The 22,170-nt window shown below is 69.2% G+C and carries 24 protein-coding genes; 10 read left to right on the top strand and 14 right to left on the bottom strand.

The features are described from left to right. Nucleotides 1-4 precede the first annotated feature (4 nt). A complete protein-coding gene (locus ILT43_RS10135; RefSeq protein ID WP_204198853.1) occupies nucleotides 5-1,366 on the top strand; it encodes a surface lipoprotein assembly modifier in 1,362 nt (453 codons plus the stop codon). 285 nt (nucleotides 1,367-1,651) lie between these two features. On the opposite strand, the gene ILT43_RS10130 is transcribed toward ILT43_RS10135, so the two are convergent. The 4 genes from ILT43_RS10130 to ILT43_RS10115 are packed head-to-tail and all read right to left on the bottom strand — an operon-like array spanning nucleotide 1,652 to nucleotide 3,955. Next, nucleotides 1,652-2,527, bottom strand: coding sequence for an alpha/beta fold hydrolase (locus ILT43_RS10130; protein ID WP_204198852.1), 876 nt, complete (start codon nucleotides 2,525-2,527; stop codon nucleotides 1,652-1,654). Then, the gene (locus ILT43_RS10125; RefSeq protein ID WP_204198851.1) at nucleotides 2,524-2,970 is read right to left on the bottom strand and encodes an NUDIX hydrolase; all 447 of its coding nucleotides are present in this window, start codon (nucleotides 2,968-2,970) and stop codon (nucleotides 2,524-2,526) included. The genes ILT43_RS10130 and ILT43_RS10125 overlap by 4 nt, the downstream gene beginning before the upstream one ends. After that, nucleotides 2,967-3,668, bottom strand: a complete 702-nt coding sequence (locus ILT43_RS10120; protein WP_204198850.1) for a glutathione S-transferase — start codon at nucleotides 3,666-3,668, stop codon at nucleotides 2,967-2,969. Before ILT43_RS10120 ends, ILT43_RS10125 begins: the two co-directional genes overlap by 4 nt. Continuing rightward, a complete protein-coding gene (locus tag ILT43_RS10115; protein WP_204198849.1) occupies nucleotides 3,668-3,955 on the bottom strand; it encodes a BolA family protein in 288 nt (95 codons plus the stop codon). Before ILT43_RS10115 ends, ILT43_RS10120 begins: the two co-directional genes overlap by 1 nt. Nucleotides 3,956-4,003: 48 nt before the next feature. Here ILT43_RS10115 and ILT43_RS10110 point away from each other — a divergent pair, with 48 nt between their 5' ends. Continuing rightward, nucleotides 4,004-4,597, top strand: a complete 594-nt coding sequence (locus ILT43_RS10110) for a J domain-containing protein (protein WP_204198848.1) — start codon at nucleotides 4,004-4,006, stop codon at nucleotides 4,595-4,597. A gap of 45 nt (nucleotides 4,598-4,642) precedes the next feature. Here ILT43_RS10110 and ILT43_RS10105 read toward each other — a convergent pair whose 3' ends face one another. Further along, nucleotides 4,643-5,011, bottom strand: coding sequence for a winged helix-turn-helix domain-containing protein (locus ILT43_RS10105; protein ID WP_204198847.1), 369 nt, complete (start codon nucleotides 5,009-5,011; stop codon nucleotides 4,643-4,645). A gap of 71 nt (nucleotides 5,012-5,082) precedes the next feature. Here ILT43_RS10105 and ILT43_RS10100 point away from each other — a divergent pair, with 71 nt between their 5' ends. Next, nucleotides 5,083-5,535, top strand: a complete 453-nt coding sequence (locus ILT43_RS10100; RefSeq protein ID WP_204198846.1) for a MaoC family dehydratase — start codon at nucleotides 5,083-5,085, stop codon at nucleotides 5,533-5,535. Here ILT43_RS10100 and ILT43_RS10095 read toward each other — a convergent pair. Then, nucleotides 5,532-7,505, bottom strand: a complete 1,974-nt coding sequence (locus ILT43_RS10095; protein WP_204198845.1) for an AI-2E family transporter — start codon at nucleotides 7,503-7,505, stop codon at nucleotides 5,532-5,534. The genes ILT43_RS10100 and ILT43_RS10095 overlap by 4 nt on opposite strands. A gap of 77 nt (nucleotides 7,506-7,582) precedes the next feature. Between ILT43_RS10095 and ILT43_RS10090 the strand changes: the two genes are divergently transcribed. Beyond that, a complete protein-coding gene (locus ILT43_RS10090; RefSeq protein ID WP_204198844.1) occupies nucleotides 7,583-8,731 on the top strand; it encodes a YihY/virulence factor BrkB family protein in 1,149 nt (382 codons plus the stop codon). A gap of 43 nt (nucleotides 8,732-8,774) precedes the next feature. Further along, nucleotides 8,775-11,417 carry a TonB-dependent receptor gene (locus ILT43_RS10085; RefSeq protein ID WP_204198843.1) on the top strand — a complete coding sequence of 881 codons (2,643 nt, stop codon included), beginning with the start codon at nucleotides 8,775-8,777 and terminating at the stop codon, nucleotides 11,415-11,417. 10 nt (nucleotides 11,418-11,427) lie between these two features. Here ILT43_RS10085 and ILT43_RS10080 read toward each other — a convergent pair whose 3' ends face one another. Both ILT43_RS10080 and ILT43_RS10075 read right to left on the bottom strand, forming a co-directional pair. Then, on the bottom strand, nucleotides 11,428-12,948 hold the full coding sequence (locus tag ILT43_RS10080; protein ID WP_204198842.1) for a glycine betaine ABC transporter substrate-binding protein: 1,521 nt from the start codon (nucleotides 12,946-12,948) through the stop codon (nucleotides 11,428-11,430). Then, nucleotides 12,945-13,691 carry an ATP-binding cassette domain-containing protein gene (locus tag ILT43_RS10075; protein ID WP_204198841.1) on the bottom strand — a complete coding sequence of 249 codons (747 nt, stop codon included), beginning with the start codon at nucleotides 13,689-13,691 and terminating at the stop codon, nucleotides 12,945-12,947. The genes ILT43_RS10080 and ILT43_RS10075 overlap by 4 nt, the downstream gene beginning before the upstream one ends. 72 nt (nucleotides 13,692-13,763) lie before the next feature. Here ILT43_RS10075 and ILT43_RS10070 point away from each other — a divergent pair, with 72 nt between their 5' ends. Further along, on the top strand, nucleotides 13,764-14,525 hold the full coding sequence (locus ILT43_RS10070; protein WP_204198840.1) for an SDR family oxidoreductase: 762 nt from the start codon (nucleotides 13,764-13,766) through the stop codon (nucleotides 14,523-14,525). Between the two features lie 377 nt (nucleotides 14,526-14,902). On the opposite strand, the gene ILT43_RS10065 is transcribed toward ILT43_RS10070, so the two are convergent. Beyond that, nucleotides 14,903-15,196: a 4a-hydroxytetrahydrobiopterin dehydratase gene (locus ILT43_RS10065; RefSeq protein WP_204198839.1), complete on the bottom strand. Its 294-nt coding sequence runs from the start codon at nucleotides 15,194-15,196 to the stop codon at nucleotides 14,903-14,905. 47 nt (nucleotides 15,197-15,243) lie between these two features. On the opposite strand from ILT43_RS10065, the gene ILT43_RS10060 reads away from it, so the two are divergent. The 4 genes from ILT43_RS10060 to ILT43_RS10045 are packed head-to-tail and all read left to right on the top strand — an operon-like array spanning nucleotide 15,244 to nucleotide 17,669. Then, nucleotides 15,244-15,687 carry a metallopeptidase family protein gene (locus tag ILT43_RS10060; protein ID WP_204198838.1) on the top strand — a complete coding sequence of 148 codons (444 nt, stop codon included), beginning with the start codon at nucleotides 15,244-15,246 and terminating at the stop codon, nucleotides 15,685-15,687. Then, complete coding sequence (ccmA, locus tag ILT43_RS10055) at nucleotides 15,684-16,268, top strand: heme ABC exporter ATP-binding protein CcmA (protein WP_204198837.1); 585 nt, start codon at nucleotides 15,684-15,686, stop codon at nucleotides 16,266-16,268. The genes ILT43_RS10060 and ccmA overlap by 4 nt, the downstream gene beginning before the upstream one ends. After that, nucleotides 16,265-16,900, top strand: a complete 636-nt coding sequence (locus tag ILT43_RS10050) for a heme exporter protein CcmB (protein WP_204198836.1) — start codon at nucleotides 16,265-16,267, stop codon at nucleotides 16,898-16,900. Before ccmA ends, ILT43_RS10050 begins: the two co-directional genes overlap by 4 nt. A gap of 46 nt (nucleotides 16,901-16,946) precedes the next feature. After that, complete coding sequence (locus ILT43_RS10045) at nucleotides 16,947-17,669, top strand: Crp/Fnr family transcriptional regulator (protein WP_204198835.1); 723 nt, start codon at nucleotides 16,947-16,949, stop codon at nucleotides 17,667-17,669. A gap of 270 nt (nucleotides 17,670-17,939) precedes the next feature. Here the strand turns inward: ILT43_RS10045 and ILT43_RS10040 are convergent, their stop codons facing one another. Genes ILT43_RS10040 through ILT43_RS10020 form a run of 5 tightly spaced genes read right to left on the bottom strand, consistent with a single transcriptional unit; the run spans nucleotide 17,940 to nucleotide 22,158 of the window. Further along, on the bottom strand, nucleotides 17,940-18,809 hold the full coding sequence (locus ILT43_RS10040) for a class I SAM-dependent methyltransferase (protein WP_204198834.1): 870 nt from the start codon (nucleotides 18,807-18,809) through the stop codon (nucleotides 17,940-17,942). Next, complete coding sequence (thrC, locus tag ILT43_RS10035) at nucleotides 18,806-20,203, bottom strand: threonine synthase (protein ID WP_204198833.1); 1,398 nt, start codon at nucleotides 20,201-20,203, stop codon at nucleotides 18,806-18,808. The genes ILT43_RS10040 and thrC overlap by 4 nt, the downstream gene beginning before the upstream one ends. Nucleotides 20,204-20,214: 11 nt before the next feature. Beyond that, nucleotides 20,215-20,799, bottom strand: a complete 585-nt coding sequence (locus ILT43_RS10030; protein ID WP_204198832.1) for an SURF1 family cytochrome oxidase biogenesis protein — start codon at nucleotides 20,797-20,799, stop codon at nucleotides 20,215-20,217. Next, nucleotides 20,796-21,221 (bottom strand): DUF983 domain-containing protein, encoded by a 426-nt coding sequence (locus ILT43_RS10025; RefSeq protein WP_204198831.1) that lies wholly within the window; start codon nucleotides 21,219-21,221, stop codon nucleotides 20,796-20,798. The genes ILT43_RS10030 and ILT43_RS10025 overlap by 4 nt, the downstream gene beginning before the upstream one ends. 25 nt (nucleotides 21,222-21,246) lie before the next feature. Next, nucleotides 21,247-22,158 (bottom strand): cytochrome c oxidase subunit 3, encoded by a 912-nt coding sequence (locus ILT43_RS10020; protein WP_204198830.1) that lies wholly within the window; start codon nucleotides 22,156-22,158, stop codon nucleotides 21,247-21,249. Nucleotides 22,159-22,170: the final 12 nt, after the last annotated feature.

Raw genomic sequence — 22,170 nt, 5'->3', positions numbered from 1 at the left:
GGCGATGCGGATCGCGGCATCGGTCGCGGGAGCGGCCGTGGCGGGGTTGTGGGCCACGGCGGCTCCCGCGCTGGCCGCGCCCGAGCGGACCTGCGCGGACGGCACCTGCCGGATCACCCTGACGCCGCCGCAGTTGCTGGCGGCGGCGGAGCGGCTGATCGGCGAGCAGCATTTCGCCGAAGCGAAGCCGCTGGTCGAGGCGCTGCGCCTCGCGCCCGGCTTCAAGCTGCAGACGCGCTTTCTCGGTGGCCTGATCGCGGCGCGGACGGGCGATTACGCCAGTGCGGCCGACGCGTTCATGGCGATTCTGGCCGACGATCCGCGCCAGACGCGCGTACGTTTGGAGCTGGCGCAGGCGCTCATGGCTCTGAAGAAGACGGCCAGCGCGGACCGGCAGCTGCGGATCGCGCAACAGGATGCCGATCTGCCGCAACAGATCGCCCGCACGATCCGCACCGTGCGCGACACGATCCGCAGCGGGCGGGCGTGGCGGCTGGACTTCAACATCGGCATCGCGCCCGACACCAACATCAACAACGCCACCACCGCGCAGTCGATCACGGTCCTGCTCGGCGATCAGGCGTATCAGGCCGACCTGAACGAGGACGCGAAGGCCAAGTCCGGTCTGGGCCAGACCGCGCAGCTTTCCGCCGGGCTGCGCCTGCCGGTGGCGCCGAACGTGTCGGCATTGGCCGAACTGGATGCGAACGGCACCAATTACGGTGGCCGGCACTTCGACGATTACGCCGTGCAGCTGGCGGGCGGGGCCGAGTACCGGCTGACCCCGACGAGCAGCGTGTCGCTGGAGGGGGTGTATGCGCGCCGCTGGTACGGCGGCAACGCCACCACGGAGCAGGTCGGGGTCCGCACCGGCGGGCAGATGGTGCTCGGGACGCGCGACCGCTTCGGCTACCAGATCGACGTGCGGCACGTCCGCGCGTTCTTCGATCGCGGCTATGACGGCTGGCAGGGGGGCGTGTACGGCACGCTGGAACATGCGCTGACCCGGACGATCGTGATGTCGGCGGGGCCGTTCGTGCGCCGCGACTGGCTGCGCGAGAAGCCATTCTCCAACACCGAGATCGGCGGCAATGTCGGTGTGGGCGGCGAACTGCCCTATGGGTTCAACGTCGGCGGCAGCCTCGGCCTGTCGCGCGCGATGTTCGATGCGCCGCTACCGATCTTCGACCTCAAGTCGCGTCGCGATACGCGGCTGGTGGTGCGGACGACGCTCGGCAACCGCAAGATCCGGCTGTTCGGCTTCTCGCCGCAGGTGAACTGGACCTACAACGACATCGATTCGTCCCTGAAGCTGTACGGGATCGAGCGCAGCCGGTTCGAGGTGACGCTGGCGCGGTATTTCTGAACGGCCCGAGAAGCCCCTCCCCTTCAGGGGAATCACTGCGAAAAAGCTTTGCTGCCTGCCACCAAGCCACCACCCCGGCGGAGGCCGGGGTCCAGTTGGTTGACGTTCTCAGCAGATTACAGCCGACATCTCGACTGGACCCCGGCCTTCGCCGGGGTGGCAGAAGAGGGCTTGCAACGATCCTCCTCAGGGGAGGGGTTGGGGTGGGGCCTCTCCACCAGCGTACGGCTCGCGGCACCGCCCCTCCCCTCCCCTGAAGGGGAGGGGAGGGGAGGAATGAGATTGTCAGATCCCCCAATCCCGCATCGCGCGGATCACGGCGTCGGGGTTCTGCCACGGTACGAAGTGACCGGCATCGACCTTCGCAACGGTCAGGTCCGGCACCAGTTCATCGAGGCCGTCCACCTGCACGGGCAGCAACGCCTTGTCCTGCGTACCCCAGACGACCAGCGTTCTTTGCGTCACCGGCGGGAAGGGGCGGTCGAGAAACGCTGGCCGCGGCGCATCCTCGCCCGGCGCGGGCACGACGATGCTCGACGCGCGGTACCAGTTGAGCATGGCGGTCAGCGCGCCGGGTTGCGACCATTCGTCGAGATACGCCGCCTTGTCCTCGCCGGCGATCGCCGTCGCGACGTGGCCGGCGAAGCTGGTCGAGAGGAAATGCTCCAGCCCCTTCGCCAGAATGCTGCGGTCGAGGTTCGTGTCGCGGAAGCGGGTGATGTACTGGCTGGCGGTGCGCTGCTCCGCGTCCTCGAACAGCGAGCGCTGGAAGACATAGGGGTGCGGCGCGTTGACGATCACCAGCCGCTCGACGCGGTCGGGCCGGGTCAGCGCCGCCATCCACGCCACCGCACCGCCCCAGTCGTGCCCGACCAGCGTGAAACGGCCGATGCCGAGTTCGTCGGCCAGCGCGAGCAGGTCGCCGACGATCCGGTCGGGCGCGTAATCCTCGACCGCGGCCGGCTTGGACGAGCGGGCGTAGCCGCGCTGGTCGGGTGCGACGACGAAATGATCGCGTGCGAGATCGGGAACGATGTGCCGCCATGTCCGGTGCGATTCGGGAAAGCCGTGGAGCAGGATCACCGGCGGCGCGGCGCGGTCGCCCGCGGTCTGGACGTCGAGGTCTACGCCGGTCGAGAGCGGATAACGCGTCAGGGTCATGCCACGACTGCCTGTGTTGTTGTCAGGAGATCGGCCAAGTCGGCCGGGTAGATCATCTCGTCCCAGGTCGAGAGTTCTGCGATCGTGAACCACCGCCAGCTATCCAGCACCCGCGTTTCCATTTCCGTCAACGCGGCCGCGGCGATGTCGCAGGTATCCACGTCGATGCGAAAATAGCGCTCGTCGGCATCGACCGGTTGCCCCTCGAACGTCACGAATTGCACTTGCCTGCGCGCCACTTGCGGCCCGCAGTCGAGTGTCAGGCCGGTTTCCTCCCAAAGCTCGCGCGACGCCGCCGCTTCGTAGGTTTCGCCTTCATCGACCTTGCCACCGGGTGTGCACCACAGAGGCGGCCGGTCGTCGGGCGTGAACCGGAACAACAGCACGCGGCCCTGCCCATCGATTAGCAGGATGCGCGCCGCGGGGCGTGGCTCTCGGGTCATGCCGCGTCCAATTCGGGATAGTGGCGGAAGATGCCGTCCTCGTTGAACGCCAGTCGGCGGTCGCTCTTCAGATAGGCGCGGATGCCGGGCAGTGCGGCGACGCGGTCGTGGAGCGCCACCAGACCGGGATAATCCGGCTCCAGCGTCGCCATCCGCTGCGGGAACATATAGCGCAGCCCCGCGATCACCTGGAACAGCGACGTGTCGGCATAGGTCCAGCGATGATCGACCAGCCAGTCCGCGCCGTTCAACGCACTCTCGAAATAGGTCAGGAATTTGGGCAGGCGCTCCTCGCGGAACTGCGCGGCGGTGCGGGCGGCTTCGGGTTTCTGGTCCTCGTAATAGTCGCCGGTCGCGACCGGGTGGTGGACGTCGTGCACCTCCGCGACGAGGTCGGTGATCGTCAGCTGGATCTGGTTCAGCCACAGCCGGTCGGCGATCGACGACGGCGCGAGGCCATGCCGCTCGCCCAGATACATCAGGATGTTGGCGACCTGCGCGATGACGAGCCCGTCGCAGTCGAGATAGGGCGGCGCGAACGGCGCCCGGCCCTGCCGCGCCTCCATATCGTCCAGCAGCGCCTCCGCCCCGTCGTCGCGCGCCCGGTCGCGGTAGGGGATGCCGCCGCCCTCCAGCGCGAGCCGCACGAACTCGCCGCGGCCCTGAATCGACGGCCAATACCAGAGGTCGTAGGCCATCAGGCGTCTCCGGGTGCGCGGGCGCGGATCGCGAGCGCGTGGATGCGGGTCGCAAGCAGGTCGGCGAGCGCGTGGTTGACGAGTCGCTGGCGGGCGACGCGCGACTGGCCGGCAAAGGCGTCGGCGACGATGTCGACGCTGAAATGCGTCTCCCCCGTGCCGTCGTCGCCCATATGGCCGCGGTGCTGCGCGCTGTCGTTGCTGACAGAGAGATGCGACGGGGCGAGCGCCTGGGTCAGGCGATCGGCGATGATCCGGTCGAGCGGGTCGGTAGCGGTGATGTCCATCGGCTCCTACATAGCCGCTTTGGCGACAGGGATCGAATACGTAAGGTCATGGAACGGAAGGAACGACCCGGCACCCGGTTCCACGGACGGGTCGACGCGAACGGACGAGCCTGCGCGCAGCCGGGCTGCGAGGAGCCCGGCGAATTCCGCGCGCCGCCGCTGGAGGGGGCGAGCGATGGCGGCCCGCCGCGCTTTCGCTGGATGTGCCTGGATCATGTCAGGGCGTTCAACGCGAAGTATAATTTCTTCGAGGGCATGACCGCGGACGAGATCCACGAGGCGCAGCGTCCGACCGCCGGCTGGGAGCGCGAGACGCGCGCCTTCGCCCGCGCGGGGGCGGGCGATCAGGCACCGCGCTGGGCCGATTTCCACGACCCGCTGGATGCGATCGCCGCGCGCTATCGCCGCGAAACCGCGCCCGAGCGTAATGACGGCAAGCCCCTGTCCGGGCAGGACCGCGCCAGCCTGAAGGTGCTGGGGCTGGCCCCCGATGCCGACCGCGCGGGACTGCGGCGGCGCTATTCGGAGCTGGTGCGCAAGTTCCACCCCGACCGGAACGGCGGCGACCGCAGCCACGAGGGCGAACTGCAACGGGTGATCGCGGCGTACCAGCAGTTGCGGCAGGCGCCGGCGTTCGCCTGACGACTGGCGCCTGACCACTGGCGCCTGACGACTGGCGCCTGACGACTATTCCGGGGCGCGGTCCAGCGGTTCGGGCCGCACCGATCGCCCGAGCAGCGCGAACGCCTGCGACGACGCCGTCGCCGCGTCGATCGTCGCCTCCAGCGCGCGATAGGCCGACAGGATCGTGCGGCCGTAATCGGTCAGACCCGCCCCGCGCCGCCCGTCGGTCGCCACCAGCCGCTCCGCCCAGCAGCGGTTCATCTCGTCGACCAGCAACCATGTCCGGCGATAGCTCATCCCGAGCGCGCGGCCGGCGGCGGAGATCGAGCCGTGCGCGCCGATCGCCTCCAGCAAATCGGCCTTGCCCGGTCCGAACGCGATGGCGTCGCCGCACAGGATCTGCGCCTTCAGTTTCAGCGGTCCGTGGCGCATCTGGTTCCCTTCTTCGCGGCAGGATAGGAGGACGGGAATGGCGGCTCGAGCGCCGGTGCGGAGTGGATGATATGGCGGGTCTGTGGTTCGATGAGTTCGTGGTGGGGCAGCGGTTCGTCCACGAGATCCGTCGCACGGTGACGGAGATGGACAATATGCTGTTCAGCTCGCTGACGTACAATCCTGCGCCGATCCACATCGATCACGATTACTGTTCGCGGACGGAGTTCGGACGGCCGCTCGTGAACTCGCTGTTCACGCTGGGTCTGGTCGTCGGGCTGACGGTCCAGGACACGACGATGGGCACGACCGTCGGCAACCTGGGCTTTCAGGAGACGCTGTTCCCCAGGCCGGTGTTCGCCGGCGATACGATCCGCGCCGAGACGGAGGTGACGGCGATCCGCGCCTCCCGGTCGCGGCCGGGGCAGGGGATCGTCACCTTCGTCCACTCCGGCCTGAACCAGCGCGACGAAGTCGTGTGCAGGGCGACGCGGGCGGCGCTGATGCTGGGGCGACCGGCCTAGCCGGCGGCGGCCACCGGCTCCCCCGCCAGCGCCAGCGCGTCCTCGACCGCGGCGCCCAGACTGCCGACATACAGGTCCGCGCCGAGCGTCCGCTGGATCTGCTCGTCGCTCAGTGCCGCCTCCCCTTCCGGCCACAACCCGACCATGATCCGCGCATGCGGGGCCTCGCGGTGCAGGCGGCGGACGAGATACCGCAGATGGCTGGGGGTGCCGCCGATCTCCAGATACGACAGGCAGATCAGGCGCGTGGCCGTATAGTCGATCCGTTCCAGCGCATCGCGCCCGACCGCGGCGTGGGTGACGCGGCGGACGCCGAAGCCGCGCTTCGCCAGCAACTGTTCCAGCATCGCCGTCACCGCATCGTCCAGGACGCCGCGCCCGGCGACGCAGGTCACGGTATCCGCTGCCGCCCACGCATCCGGCGCGCGCGGGAGGTCGCGCGGCGCGGTTTCGTCGATCGCGACATCGCCGCTGGCCGGCATCGGATTCAGCCGCTTGTCGGGCGCGGACGATGACAGCGCCGCAGTGTCGTCATGCTCGTCGAGTTCGCCGATCACGGTCAGCATCGACCGGACGATCCGGCCCGCACCGTCGCGGTCGATCGCACCGCGCCGTGTGTCCTCCGCCGCCAGCTTCAGCCCACCCAGTGCGACCTCGTCATAATAGGCGGTGAGCGAACGTTCGGTCAGCAGCGCCTCCGCCTGTTCCAGGGCCTCCTCCGGATCGGCGGCGAGCATCCGCTGGTAGAAGCTCTCGACCGGGGTCAGCGCGGGCTGGTCGCCGAGCAGGATGTCGACGAACTCCAGGCTGGGGACGTGCCGTCCCAGCACGACGAGGCACAGCGTCAGTGGCATCGACAGGACGAGGCCGACCGGCCCCCAGATCCACGTCCAGAACACCGCCGCGACCACCACCGACAGCGGCGACAGGCCGGTCGAATGGCCATACAGTAACGGCTCCACGACATAGCCGACCAGCGGCTCCACCACCGCGAACAGGATCGCGACGCCGATCACCATGCCCCAGCCGGGATCGACGCCCGCCGCCAGCACCAGCGGCAGGGCCGCACCGAGCAGCGCGCCGATATAGGGCACGAAGCGCAGGATGCCCGCGAGGATTCCCCAGAGCGCCGGCACGGGCAGCCCGATCGCCCACAGGCCGACGCCGATGACGGTGCCGAAGCTGGCGTTCACCGCCAGCTGCGACAGGAAATACCGCGACAGCCGCCCGCCGGCGTCATCCATCGCCAGCGTGGTGCGGTGCAGGTCGGACGACCCGAACACGCGGATCAGGCGGTCGCGCAGATCCTCCTTCTGCATGAGGATGAAGATCGCGACGACCAGCACGATCACGAACGTCTCGAACGGGCCGACGACGGGGCCGAGCACCTGTCCCGCCACCGACAGCGCGTCGGGTTCGGTCTCGGTCACGCGCACCGGCACCGGCTGGCGATCGCGGCCGGCCAGGACGCGTTCGGTGTTGTTGCGCGGCGAGCCCGATACCGTCGGGGCGGGGCGCGCCCTGTCCTGCGCGAAGAAGGCGACGCGGTCGGCGGCGAACCGCTTCGCCCCGTCCATCTTGCTTTCGATCTGGCGGACATAGCCGGGCGCGTCGTCTGACAGCGAGGCCGCCTGCATCCCGACCAGCGTGCCGATCCCCCCCACCAGACCCAACGCCGCCAGCACCGCAACCATCACCGCCAGCCCGCGCGGCAGTTTCAGCCGGCGCAGGAACCCGACGATCGGCGACAGCACGAACGACAACAGGATCGCCAGCGTGATCGGGATCAGCACGTCCTTGGCGAAGAACAGCCCGGCGATGACCACGACGCCGACCGCCAGTCCCAAAAGGCCGCTGATCCCCGGCACGTTGGCGGCGATGACCTGCGCCGGGTTGCCTGCGGCCGCACCGACGGTCTGGGCCGGCAGCGGGCGGCGGCCGCTGTCGACGAGCTTGCGATCGATGGCCACCCGGCTTTTTCCCCCTGTGATATGCGGCCAACGTGCCGTCGCCGCGTTTGTGTCCGAAGGATCAGAGCAGGGCGGCAATGAACAGCAAGATCAACGAGATAGCCGGGGCGCACGCGGCGAGCCCCTGGGCGATCCCCGCGCGTGGGTGGAAAGCGGTGCTGCTCCGCGCGTGGAACGAGGCCGGCGAGGACAATATCGGCCTGATCGCGGCGGGCGTCGCGTTCTATGCATTCCTGTCGATCGTGCCGCTGCTGGGGGCGACGGTGCTGGTCTACGGCCTTGCCGCTGATCCGCACACGGTGGGCGAGCATGTCGCGTCGCTGACGTCGGTGATGCCACGCGATGTCGCGAAGCTGATCGGCGACCAGTTGTTGCAGGTCGTGACCACGTCGGAGGGGAAAAAGGGCTTCGGCCTCATCATCGCCCTGGCGCTGGCGCTGTACGGGGCGATGAGCGGTGCGGGGGCAATCGTGACGGCGCTGAACGTGGCGTATGAGGAGCATGAGGATCGTAGCTTCGTGACGCAGAAGCTGCTGGCGCTGGGCGTCACCGCGGGCGCGGTCGTGCTGGTGTTGGGTGCGATGGGCACGGTGGCGGCGGTCGCGCTGCTCGGCGACCTGATGCCGTGGTCGCCGACCTGGCTGGTCGTGGGCATCCGCCTGTCGTCCTACGTACTGCTCGCCGGGCTGGCGGCGGCGGGGGCGGCGACGCTGTATCGCTACGGACCGGACCGGCGGCATGCGCAATGGACATGGCTGACGCCCGGATCGGTGGCGGCGACGGTGATCTGGCTGGCGATGACCACCGGGTTCGGCTTCTACGTCGCCAATTTCGGCAGCTACGATGCCACGTACGGGTCGCTGGGCGCGATCGTCGTGATGCTGACATGGCTGTCGCTGTCGGCCTATGTGTTCCTGCTCGGGGCGGAACTGAATTCGGAACTGGAGCGGCAGACGGATCGCGACACGACCGACGGCCCGGTGCGGCCGATGGGGCACCGCGGTGCATCGGTCGCCGACCAGCCGGCGGTGGGGCTGGCGACGACCCTGCCCAAGGATGATTCCGAGCCGAAGCAGCCGGTGACGGTGCCGCCGGTGGGGGCGGGAATGCTGCCGACGCTGATGGCGACGGGCGGGCTGGCGGCGCTGAAGCGGGGGCGTGGCTGGGGTGCGGGCCTGCTGGCGGCGGCGGGCGCGGTCGCATGGTTGCGACGAACATCGCGCTGACCGGCACATTTGTGCGACAATTGCCCTCTAGGCGCTGATCCCGATGACCATGATCTTGATGATGGCGGCCGCGCTGCCCACGCCCCAGACCGCTCCGGTCGCCGCCGCCGCGCAAGCGACGACGGCGCCAACCGGGTTGCAGACCGGGCAGCAACCGCAAACGACGCCTCAGCAATCGGGTGCCCAGCAACCGGGCGCGCAGCCGGAGCGCGAACGCGAGCCGTCTGGCGGGGCCGGCGGTGCGGCGGAAGAAGAGGGCGCGGGGGAAGACATCGTCGTCACCGGGTCCCGCCCGCGCGGATCGGTGGTCGGTGATATCCCGCCCGACCAGACGCTGGGTGCGGCGGATGTCCGCTCCTACGGGGTCAGCTCGATTTCCGACCTGCTGACGGAACTCGCGCCGCAGACGACCAGCGGGCGTGGCGGCGCACCGGTCACGTTGTTGAACGGCAAGCGCATCTCGGGTTTCCAGGAAATCCGCGACATCCCGACCGAGGCGATCGAGCGCGTCGAGATCCTGCCCGAGGAGGTCGCGCTGAAATACGGCTATCGCGCCGACAGCCGCGTCGTGAACATCGTCCTGCGCCGCCGTTTCCGCGCCGCCACCGTCGAGGCGGACGCACGCCTGTCGACCGAGGGCGGCCGTACCGCGCCGGAGGGTGAACTGGACCTGCTGTCGATCCAGCGCGACGGCCGCGCCAATCTGCATCTGGAATATAGCGAGGCGAGCGCACTGCTCGAGTCGCAGCGTAATATCTCCGCCGCCAGCAACGACGAGGGCACGGCCAATTTCGACCAGCGCGCCTACCGCACGCTGTTGCCGCAGACGCGCAATTTCGAGGCGAACGCCGTCTATGCGACGCCGCTGCTGGGTACGTCGGCGACGTTCAACGGGACGCTGGAACTGGCGGACACGACCGGGCAGTTCGGCCTGCCGGTGGTGACGCTGCCGGGCGATGTCGTCCGCCGGCTGGAGGACGGGTTCTCGCCGCTGACGCAGCGGGGCAGCACGCTGACCGGGCATCTCGGCACCACGCTGAACGGTGGTCTCGGCCAGTGGCAATGGTCGTTCACGGGCAATTACGACCGGGTCGAAAGCGATACGCGCACCGAGACGGGCGTCGATGCCAGCGGCTTCGCGGGCGATCCGAACGGCACGCTGGTCGCCAGCCAGTTCGGCGTGCTGCCGGCGAACCGCGCGCGCTCGACCAGCTCGACCGGCGGTGGCGACCTGTTGCTGACCGGCAGCCTGTTCGACCTGCCGGCGGGCGAGGTGACGACCAGCGTGCGCGTCGGCGCGAGCACCAGCGACTTCTCGTCGCGGTCGTTCCGCAATGCCACCAACTCGCTCGGCGACGTGTCGCGCGATATCGTCAACGGGCAGGTCAACATCGATCTGCCGATCGCCAGCCGATCACGCGACATCCTGTCGCCGCTGGGGCAATTGTCCGCGAATTTGAACGTCGGCGTCGATCACCTGTCGGATTTCGGCACGCTGCTGACGACCGGTTACGGTGCGAACTGGTCGCCGATCGACGGCGTGCGACTGATCGCGTCGGCGACCGACGAGGAGTCCGCGCCGTCCGCTCAGCAATTGGGCAACCCGACGATCACCACCCCCAACGTGCGCGTGTTCGACTATGTGCGCGGCACGACGGCGACGGTGACGACGATCAGCGGCGGCAACCCGCTGCTCGACGGGTTCGAGCGGCACGTGAAGAAGGTCGGGCTGACGCTGAAGCCGTGGAGTGCGCGCGACCTGTCGCTGACCGCCAACTACGTCGACACGCGTGTCGATAATCCGGTCGCCAGCTTCCCGGCGGCGACGGCGGCGATCGAGGCGGCGTTCCCCGATCGGTTCGTGCGCGATGCGGACGGGGAGCTGATCGGCATCGACACGCGGCCGGTGAACTTCGCGCGGACGGAACAGTCGCAGCTTCGCTGGGGCGTCAATTTCTCGATGCCGCTGAAGTCGAAGATCCAGAAACAGCTGGAGGCGTTCCGCGCCGGCACCGGCCCCAACCCGTTCGAGGGGTTGCGTCCGCCCGGCGGCGGCAGGACCCCCGGTGGGGAAGGAGCCGGCGCGGGTGGACCGGGTGCGGGTGGACCGGGTGCGGCTGGACCGGGCGCTGGTGGTCAGCGCGGGCCCGGCGGCTTCGGCGGTGGTCCCGGCGGGGGCCGCTTTGGTGGGCGTGGTGGGGGCGGCGGTCGGCTGAACTTCGCCGTCTATCACACGTGGCGCTTCACCGATCGCGTACTGGTGGCGGAGGGCGGACCGTCGCTCGACCTGCTGAACGGCGACGCGATCGGCTCCAGTGGTGGCCAGGCACGGCACCAGCTCGAGGGGCAGGCGGGCTACAGCAACAACGGGCTGGGCGCACGGCTGTCGGTGAATTACCGCACCGGCACGACCGTCAATGGCCTGACCTCCGCACAGGACCTGAACTTCGGCGGGCTCGCGACCGCCGATCTGCGGCTGTTCGCGGATTTCGGTGGCCGGCTGGACTGGGTGCGGGCGCATCCGTGGCTGCGCGGCGTGCGCGTGACGGCGGGGATCAGCAACCTGCTCAACACGCGTCAGCGGGTGACGGACGCGACGGGGGCGACGCCGATCACGTACCAGCCGGACTATCTCGATCCGCTCGGTCGGTCGGTGCGCGTGTCGATCCGGAAGCTGTTCTTCTGATCGGTCGACCCTACCGCCCGACCTTCGCCGACAGCCATTTCGCCGCCTGTTCCGGCGTGCGCTTGTCCGTCTCGCGATCGACCTGATAGTTTGCGGCGCGCATCGCCTCCACATCGATCCGGCCGACCAGTGGCTTCAGCGCCGCCGCGAACCGCGCGTCCCCGGCGCGTCCCGGCGACAACAGCAGGATCGCGTCGTAACCGGGAATGGCACGGCGCGGATCGGTCAGCACCGTCAGCCCGTCCGCAGCGATGCGCCCGTCCGACGAAAAGGCGGAGATCACATCGACCCGCCCGCTCGCCAGCGCCTGATACATGAAGGTCGGGCTGTACGGCGTCGCCGCGGCGAAGCGCATCGGATAGGCCGCCTTCACCGCCGCCCATTCCGGACGCTCCAGAAACTCCAGATCGCTGCCCAGCCGCAGCCGGGGCGAGGCGGCGGCGAGATCGTCGAGCGTGCGGATCGCGCCCGGCGCCTTCATCGCGAAGGCATAGGCGTTCTCGAACCCCAGCGCGCCCAGCAGCGTCACGTCGCGCCCCTTCGTCCACTGAGCCATCGCCGCCAGCATAGGTCCGCGCGCGGGCACGTCGGTGCGTTTCATCTCATTGGTCCAGATCGTGCCGGCATAATCGACATAGACATCGACATCCCCGCTCGCGACCGCACCGAAGATCACCGCCGACCCCAACCCGTCGCGGTACCGGACGGTGTAGCCCGCCTTTTCCAGTCGCGATCCGATCAATCGGGCGAGGATATATTGCTCGGCGAAGTTCTTCGCGCCGACAGTCACGACCTTGCCCTCGCCCCGCGGCCACAACGGCGCGGTTGCCGCCGAAGTGCCGATCGCGAGCAGCGCCAGCCCGGCGATCCACAGCCCGCGCCGCCGGCGAGCGATGCCACGCTCGACCAACCCGATCGCAGCGTCGACTGCCAGCGCCAGCCCCGCGGAGGCGAAACATCCGGCCAGCACCAGCGCCCAGCTTTGCGTCTGCAACCCGGCAAAGATCAGGTCGCCGAGGCTCGGTTGCCCGACGGTGGTGGACAGCGTCGCCGCACCGATCGTCCACACCGCCGCGGTCCGGAGCCCCGCGATCGCCACCGGCGCGGCGAGCGGCGCCTCCACCAACCGCAGCTTCTGCGCCGGCGTCATCCCCACCGCATCCGCCGCCTCGGTCACCGCGGGGTCGATCCCGGCCAGCCCGGCGACGCCGTTCCGCAGCAGCGGCAGCAGCGCGTACAGCGTCAGCGCGAGCAGCGACGGCAGGAAGCCCAGCGCCGGAATGCCGCCCCCGACCAGCGCCGACAGGCTGAGCAGCAGGGGAAAGAACAGCGCCAGCAACGCCAGCGACGGAATCGTCTGGATCAGGCTGGCGAACCCCAGCGCCACCCGCGCCACATTGGGGCGGCGGCTGGCGACGACGGCGAGCGGCGCGGCGATGACCAGCGCCAGCAGCAATGCGGCGGCGGACAGCAGCACGTGGCTGGCGAGCAGCGGCGGTACCCGGCCCAGCGCATCGAGAAAGGCGTTCACAGGGCGGCGATCCGCTGCGCCTGTTCGCGCGGCACCGCGACCAGCGCCTGCGCCTGTTCGCCCCCGGACCCCGCCAGCAACGCGTGCGGCGTTTCGTCAGCGACGACGCGGCCGGAATCCATCACCACGACGCGCGTCGCGAGCAGCAGCGCCTCCGCCATGTCGTGCGTGACGAGGATCGTCGTCAGCCCGAGTTCGTCGTGCAGGTCGCGCAATCGCCGCCCCAGCGCATCGCGGGTCAGCGGGTCGAGCGCTCCGAACGCCTCGTCCATCAGCAACAGCTTCGCGCCCGGGGCGAGCGCGCGGGCGATGCCGACGCGCTGGCGCTGCCCGCCCGACAGCGCCGCCGGATCGCGCGACGCGACCTCACGCGGCAGTTCGACCAGGTCCAGCAGGCGCGCCACGTCGGGCGCAGCGTCGCCGGCGATGCGCGGACCGATCGCGATGTTCTCCGCGACGCTCATGTGCGGGAACAGGCCGATATGCTGGAACACATAACCGATGCGGCGGCGCAACGCGGCGGCGGGGCCTGTGGCGACATCGGCATCGTCGATCAGGACGCGGCCGGTGCTCGGCTCGACCAATCGGTTGATCGTCTTCAGCAGCGTCGACTTGCCCGACCCGGACCGCCCGACCAGCGCCACGAAGCTACCCGCCTCGATCGTCAGCGACACCGCGTCGACCGCAGCGGTGGACCCGTAACGCTTGGACACGCCGTCGAAAGTGACCGAGGGGGCTGGCATCGCACCGGACGATGGGGGAGGATGCCGCCAGCGTCAAACACCCTGCGAACCGGTGTGCGTACAGGAGTGGCCATGCCCGCGATCTTCATCACCGGCGGCGCGTCGGGCATCGGCCTGGCGACCGCGCAACTGTTCGCGAGCCGCGGCTGGCGGGTCGGGATTGCCGATGTAAACGAGGTGGCCCTCGCGGCGGCGGCCGCGACGCTGCCGGCGGGAAGCGCAAGCTATGTCATGGACGTGCGCGACCGCGACGCGTGGCGCAAGACGCTGGAGGCGTTCACGGCCGGCGGCGGGCTCGACGTGCTGCACAACAATGCCGGGATCGGTACCGGTGGCCCGATCGCCACGACCAGCTTCGACGATCTCGACCGGGTGGTGGCGATCAACCTCGTCGGTGTGCTGAACGGCGCGAAGATCGGCCATGCCTATCTCGCGCGGACGCCGGGATCGTGCCTGCTGAACACGGCCTCGGCGTCCGCGATCTACGGTTCCGCGGGTCTGGCGACCTATTCCGCGACCAAGTTCGGGGTGCGCGCGCTGACCGAGGCGCTCGACGGCGAATGGGCGAGGGACGGCATCCGCGTGCGCAGCATCGTACCGAGCTTCATCGAAACGCCGTTGCTCGACGGCGTGGCGAGCGGCAGCAACCGCACCATTCGCGAAACGGTGACGGCGGCGGGGATGGAGTTGACCCCGGTGGAGGCGGTAGCGGAGGCAGCGTGGGCCGCGGTGCACGGCGATGCGGTGCACACCTATGTGGGCAAGACGGCGCGGCGCATGGCGTTCGCAGCACGCTGGATGCCGGGCGCGCTCAGAAATCGCATGCGCCGCTGAAATCCTCCCCGGAACGGGGAGGATTGGGGTGAACCGCTACGATCCTCCCCTGGCAGGGGAGGTGGCGCGCAGCGACGGAGGGGTGGCACCGCCGTCGTCGATACCCCTCCGTCAGCCCAAAGGGCTGCCACCTCCCCTTGCAGGGGAGGAGTAGGGTGCCCTCGGCGCGCCCGCTCCAATCTTCCACGATCGCAGTCGTCACGTCGATGCCGCAGGCCGATACCACGCACTGCGCCGCTGAAATCCTCCCCTGCAAGGGGAGGTGGCGCGGAGCGACGGAGGGGTGACACCGCCGGCGTCGACACCCCTCCATCAGCCCGAGGGGTTGCCACCTCCCCTTGCAGGGGAGGAGCTTACCTGCGTCGCGTTCGACCCGCCTACTCCTCGACGATCGCGTCGATCGCGGTCGCCATGTCGATGTCTCGGGGGCTGATGCCGCCGGCATCGTGCGTCGTCAGCAGGATGTCGACGCGGTTGTAGACGTTGGTCCATTCCGGGTGGTGGTTCATGCGTTCGGCGATCAGCGCGACCTGCGTCATGAAGCCGAACGCCTCGATGAAGTCGGCGAACACGATCGTGCGGGTGATCGCGTCGCGCCCCTCGTCGAAATCCCATTCCGGCAGGCCGTCCAGCGCATCCGCCCGTTCCGCCTCGCTCAGCGCTTCCACCATGACCCTGTCCTTGCTCCCATCCTGCGGCCGGGACTATGGCGGTCGGCATGGAACGGCAAGCCGCGATCGGAGAAGCACCCGACGCCGCCGCGATCGAGACGATCGCGCGCGCCACGATCGCGCGGCTGCCCGCGGCGTTCGCGGCGCATCTGGGCGATGTCGTGCTGCTGGTCGAGGAGTTCGCCGATGACGAGACGCTGGCCGCGCTCGGCATCGAGCATCCGCTGGACCTGACCGGGCTGTACCACGGGCGCCCGGTGGGCGAGAAATCCTCGATGGAGTCGGGCGCGCTGCCCGACCGCATCCACCTGTACCGGCGCGCGATCCTCGACGAGTGGGTGGAGACGGGCGTGCGGCTCGACGACCTTGTCGCGCACGTCACGATCCACGAGATCGGCCATCATTTCGGCTTGTCCGACGACGACATGCACGCGCTGGAGGATGCCGCAGGACCCGACACGGGCGGCCCCGATACAGGCGGGCCGGATTGACGCTGGTCGTTGATGGTCTGGCGGCGCGGCGTGGCGGGCGGGCGATCTTCGCCGACCTGTCGTTTGCGGTCGATGCGGGCGATGCGCTGATCGTCACCGGCCCCAACGGCGTCGGCAAGTCGACGCTGCTGCGGATTTGTGCGGGGCTGTTGCCGCCGTTCGAGGGCCATGTGACGCGGCCGGACCGTGTCGCCCTGATGGCGGAGGCCGCGGCGCTGGACCCCGACCGCACGCTGGCGCAGGCGCTGGCATTCTGGTCGAAGGTCGATGGCGCCGACGATCCCGACGGGCGCGTCGAGGATGCGCTGGCGGACGTCGATCTCGCCCAACTGGCACGGGTGCCGGTGCGGATGCTGTCCACCGGGCAGCGGCGGCGCGCGGCGATGGCGCGCGTGGTCGCGAGCGGTGCGGAGCTGTGGCTCCTCGACGAACCCGCCAACGGGCTGGACGCGGCGGCGGTCGCGCGGCTGGAGGTGCTGGTGGAGCGGCATGTCGAGCGCGGCGGGTCCGCCGTCGTCGCCACGCACCTGCCGCTGCACCTGCCTGCGACGCAGCGGCTGGTGCTGGAGGGTGGCGCGTGATCGCACTGATCCTCCGCGACATCCGGCGCGGTTACGCCGGTGGCGGCGCGACGCTGGTCGTCATCTTCTTCCTGCTGACCGCGACCCTGTTCCCGTTCGCGATCGGCCCCGATCCGGCGCTGCTCGCGCGGGTCGGCGGCGGCGTCGTCTGGGCGGCGGCGTTGCTGGCGGCGTTGCTGCCCGTGGAGCGACTGGTCGCACCCGATCTGGAGGCGGGCGTGCTGGACCAGATCGCGGTGCGCGGCCGGTCGATGGCGGCGGTCGCGGCGGCGAAGATCGCGGCGCACTGGATCGCGTTCGCGCCGCCGCTGATGCTGGCGGCGGTGGTCGCGGCGGCGTTGCTCGACCTGTCGGCCGAGACGCTGGAGCGGGTCGAGATCGGACTGGCGATCGGTACGCCGGGTCTGGCGGCGCTGGCAGTCGCGACCGCGGCGCTGACCGCATCGTTCCGCGGCGCGGGGGCGCTTGCCGGGCTGGTGATGCTGCCCCTGGCCGTGCCGCTGCTGATTTTCGGCGCGGGGGCGCTGGACGGCGGAGAGGGAGCGTTCAAGCTGTTGGGCGCGGTCAGTCTGTTGCTCGTCGCGGGTGCACCGTTCGTGGCCGGCGCGGCGATGCGGACGGCGATGGAATGATTGATCAGGATTAGGTCCGACGATAGACCCATGTTAATCATGCCGTATGGAAGCAGCGTTCCTCCTCAAGCTGCAATCGGCCGGCCGGCTGAACGACGGTGATCGGGAGCGACTGTCGAAGCTGTGCGACGACATCCGCCCCTTCCACGCCCGCCGGGATATCATTCGCGAGGGTGATCGGCCCGATCACGTGCATGTGATGATCGAAGGCTGGTCGTGCCGGTACAAGATGCTGGCGGACGGAACCCGCCAGATCACCGCATTCCTGGTGCCGGGCGATTTCTGCGATGCGCAGATCACGATCTTCGACGAGATGGATCACAGTATCGGCAGCCTTACCGATTGCCAGGTTGCCTTCGTACCGCGCGCGTTGATCGCGGAACTGACCGAACAGCCGGCGATCGCACGCGCCTTGTGGTGGGCCAGCCTGGTCGACGAAGCCGTGCTGCGCGCGTGGATCGTGAACATGGGCCGGCGCGAGGCTCAGGATAGGATCGCCCATCTGATCTGCGAGCTTCACGCCCGGCTGCGCAACGTCGGGCTGGCACCCGGCAACAGTTTCGAGCTTCCGCTGACGCAGGAGGAACTGAGCGACGCGCTGGGCCTGACCAGCGTGCACGTGAACCGCACGCTGAAACGGCTGCGTGAGGATGGACTGATGACGTTCAGGCGTCAGCAGATCGTCATCACCGACGTGCCCGCCCTGCGCAAGATCGCGGATTTCGACCCGAATTACCTGCACCTGCCGGCGGGGGTCGGCGAGGATTAAGGGGCGAGGATTAAGGGGCGAGGGCTCGCTTCTCCCAACCCTGAAGGTCAGGGAGGGGAGGAGAGAAGATCGACCTATCCGGCATCACCCGTGCTCCCGCGAAGGCGGGAGCCCAGCCCCTGGGTCCCCGCGCTCGCGGGGATACACGCTGGTCCATGTCGCCAGCGGATACATACCGGACGTGTTCTGAGTCGACGACTCGTCCGACGACGCTTCCTGTGTAACCGATGAGGTCGTCCATCCAGCCTGAGACGGCCAGCCGACACGAAACTACCGGCTCCAGCGCGCCCAGATCGCGGTTGGGAGGACCAATCCGCGCGCTTCCTCGCGGACGCCGAGTTCGCCGGCCTCGACCGTGCCCGGCAGGTCCTTGAACACCTGCGCCAGCATCTCGCCGATCGCCAGCGCCGACATCCGCACCGCGTAGACGGTCAGGAACAGGAAGCGCGAGTTCTCGTCCAGCAAGCGCCGACAATCGGCGATCAGGCGCGGCAAATCCTCTTCCAGGCGCCAGATCTCCCCCTCCGGCCCGCGCCCGTATTTCGGGGGATCGAGCAGGATGCCGTCATAGCGCCGCCCGCGCCGCACTTCGCGCGCGACGAACTTGGCGGCGTCGTCGATCAGCCAGCGGACCGGCGCATCGTTCAGCCCGGACAGCGCGGCATTGCCGCGTGCCGCCTCGACCGACTTCTTCGACGCATCGACATGCACCATCTTCGCGCCGTTCGCCGCCATCGCCAGCGTTCCGACGCCGGTATAACCGAACAGGTTCATGCATTCGGGCGCGTCGAGGCCCGCCGTCCGCTCCCGCATCCAGCTCCACACCGGGGCCATGTCGGGAAAGAAACCGAGGTGGCGGAACGGCGTCGTCTGGGCGGTGAAGGACACATTGTCCCAACGCAGCTTCCACCCGTCGCGCGGGACCGGCTCGGTGAAGGCCCAGCGGCCGCCGCCCTCCTCGTCGGAGCCGGGCACGAACTCCGCCGCGGCATGCCAGTCGTCACCCGCGGGGGCCCACATCGCCTGCGGCTCCGGCCGGACGAAGCGGAACCGGCCGTACCGCTCCAGCTTCTTGCCATGTCCTGAATCGATCAGGCCGTAATCGGCCCAGGGTTCGCCGATCAGCGTGTCGAGCTTCATACGAGAGTCGGCGTGGCATGCTCCGCGACATAGCCGCCGATCGCGGCAAGGGTCGCGGGCAGGGTGACGCAGCGCTCCTCGCGCTCGAACAGGTCGCCGACCCGGCCGGGCAGTGCGGGGCGGACCCCGGTCGCACGCTCCACGGCGTCCCCGAACTTGGCGGGGTGCGCGGTCGCGAGCGTCACGACGGGTGCATCGACCTCCAGACGCTGGGCGGCGGCAAGTGCGATCGCGGTGTGCGGGTCGAGGACGTGGCCGGTGCGATCGTGCGTGCGCCGCATCGCCAGCGCCATATCGTCGCCGTCTACCCGCGCGCTGGTGAACAGCCCTGACGCGCCCTCCCGCTGGGCATTGGTCAGGCGCAGGCTGCCGCTCGTGTCGAAGCCGCGCATCTGCGCCGCCAGCGCCGCGCCGTCACGGTCGCCGAGGTCGAACAGCAGCCGCTCGAAATTGGACGACACCTGGATGTCCATCGACGGGGTCGCGGTCTGCTGCACCGTCCCCTTCGAATAGTCGCCCGCGGACAGCGCGCGGTGGAGGATGTCGTTGACGTTGGTCGCGACGACCAGCTTGGCGACCGGCAGCCCCATGCGCGCCGCGACATAGCCCGCGAACACGTCGCCGAAATTGCCGGTCGGCACGGAGAAGGCAACCGCCCGCTCCGGCGCGCCGAGCCGGACCGCGGCGTAGAAATAATAGACCACCTGCGCCATCAACCGCGCCCAGTTGATCGAATTCACTGCCGACAGGGTAAAGCGGCCCGACAGCGCCGGATCGGCGAACATCGCCTTCACCAGCGCCTGCGCCTGATCGAAATCGCCCTCGATCGCAATGTTGTGGACGTTGGGCGACAGCACCGTCGTCATCTGCCGCCGCTGCACGTCCGACACGCGACCGAGCGGGTGCAGCATGAAGATGTCGATGCCCGCGCGGCCGGCAACGGCGTCGATCGCCGCCGACCCGGTATCGCCGCTGGTCGCGCCGATGATCGTCAGCCGCTGGTCGGTGCCGGTCAGGAACCGCTCGAACAACAGGCCGAGCAGCTGGAGCGCGACATCCTTGAACGCCAGCGTCGGCCCGTGGAACAGCTCCAGCAGCCACTGGTCGTGGCCGAGCTGCACCAGCGGCGTCACGGCGGCGTGGCTGAACCGGCCATAGGCGGTCTCGCACAAAGCGAGCAGTTCATCGGAGGTCAGCGAGTCGCCGACGAACGGCGTCATGATGCGGGCGGCGGTCTGCGCGTAGGACAGCCCGGCAAGGTTCGCGATCTCCCCCGCCGACAGCGTCGGCCACGTCTCGGGCACATAGAGTCCGCCATCGGAGGCAAGGCCCGCGAGCGTCGCGCCGCGGAAATCGAGGACGGGCGCGGAGCCGCGCGTGCTGACGTAACGCATGGCGGCCCCGACTAACGACTGCGCCGCCGCATCGCCAGCACATAGATGATCGCGGCGACGCCGGCGAAGAAGAACCACTGCACGCCGTACGCCAGATGGTTGTTCGGGACCGAGTCGAGATCGGGCGCGGCATTGGCTTGCAGCCCGTCGGGTGGCGTCGCGGCGACGAGCATCATCGCCTGCGGACGATGATCGAACAGCGACCCGATCAGCGATCGGCCGTCGGGCGCATGGCTGATATAGCCGGCGACCGGCCCACCGCCCCAGACCGGCTTCGCTTTGGGGTCGCGCGTGGTGCCGAGCTGGACGATCAGGCCGGACCCGCAGGTGGCGATGGCGCGAAAGCCCGATGCGCCGGCCCCCGCCAGCCTGACCGCCACTGGAGATGTGCAGGTCGCCGACGTGCGGCGGAACAGCAGCGACTCGTCGGGCGCGGTCGGGAAGGGGATCGCAGGCTTCACGGGGTTGCCCGCAAGCTGCTGGAGAAACGCCAGCTTCTGCGGCCGGCGGTCGAGCAATTGCCACAGGCCCAGCCCGATCATCGCCGCGATGGCGAGGACGACGATGGTGGTCGCGACGACGGGGAAGCGCTTCATTCCCGGATCCGCCCTTCCTGCGCCGCGTTCCGGTACTCGGCCGCGAGCAGCATCGCCTTGGCGATTCGGAGCGAGCCGATCGTCGTCGCGATCATGAACGGTATCCAGATCAGGACGTGCACCCACCAGGGCGGATCGAGCGCGAGTTGCAGCCAGATCGCCAGCCCGACGACCAGCGCACCGAGGATGAGCGTGAGGAACGCGGCCGGCCCGTCGCCGACATTGAAGGAGCCGATATCGAGCCCGCAGCGCGGGCAGCGTCCGACGAAGCGGAGGAGGCCGGCATAGAGTCCGGGAGAACCACAGCGCGGGCAGAGGCCCTTCAGGCCGGCCTGCACCAGTGTCGGTGCGGTATCGGCTGATGCAGGATCGCCGGCCCCGGTCGGACCGCGGCCGGGGAAACCGGGCGCAGGATCGCTCATCGCGCGGCCTGCGCCCGTAGAAGTGTCACCCGCCGTGGACCGGCGCGCCCCAGCCACCCCAGACGTAGACGGTGACGAACAGGAACAGCCACACCACGTCGACGAAGTGCCAGTACCACGCCGCCGCCTCGAAGCCGAAATGCTGCTTCGGCGTGAAGTCGCCCTTGTACGCGCGAATCAGGCAGACGAGCAGGAAGATCGTGCCGACCAGCACGTGGAACCCGTGGAACCCGGTCGCCATGAAGAACGCCGCGCCGTAGTTGATGCCCTTGAACGGGAACGGCGCGTGCATGTACTCGTACGCCTGGATCGACGTGAACAGCGCGCCCAGCAGCACCGTCAGCCACAGACCCTTCAGCACGCCGTCACGGTCGCCGACGCCCAGCGCACCCCAAAGGCCGCGCTTCTCGCCGCCGCGCTGGTTATGGATCAGCGCGTGGTGCGCCCAGGTCACGGTCGTGCCCGATGCCAGCAGGATCAGCGTGTTGAGCAGCGGCAGCTCGAACGCGTTGATGACTTCCAAGCCCTTGGGCGGCCACGTCGCGGCGACCGCGGTGGCACCCTCGGCGGCGCGTTCGACCTGACCGTCGACGATGCTCATCGCGGTCGGGAAGAGCGAGAAGTCGAAGAACGCCCAGAACCAGCCGACGAAGAACATGACTTCCGAGGCGATGAACAGGATCATGCCATAGCGGAAATGCAGCTGGACGACGGGAGTATGGTCGCCGGCATGCGCCTCGCGGATCACCTGCGCCCACCAGCTGTACATGCCGAACAGCACCGCCGCGAAGCCGATCAGGAAAATCCAGCCGCCGCCGGCGTAATCATGCATGTACATGATGCCGCCCGATGCCATCACCAACGCCGCCATCGACGTGTAGAAGGGCATGATGCTGGGTGGCAGGATGTGGTAGTCGTGGTTCTTGGCGCCGGCCATCGTCGCTTCCCT

It is taken from the genome of Sphingomonas longa (genome assembly GCF_016892685.1).
GTDB lineage: Bacteria > Pseudomonadota > Alphaproteobacteria > Sphingomonadales > Sphingomonadaceae > Sphingomonas > Sphingomonas longa.
The sequence above is the reverse complement of the archived record's forward strand: the minus strand, read 5'-3'. Positions and strand labels throughout refer to the sequence as shown.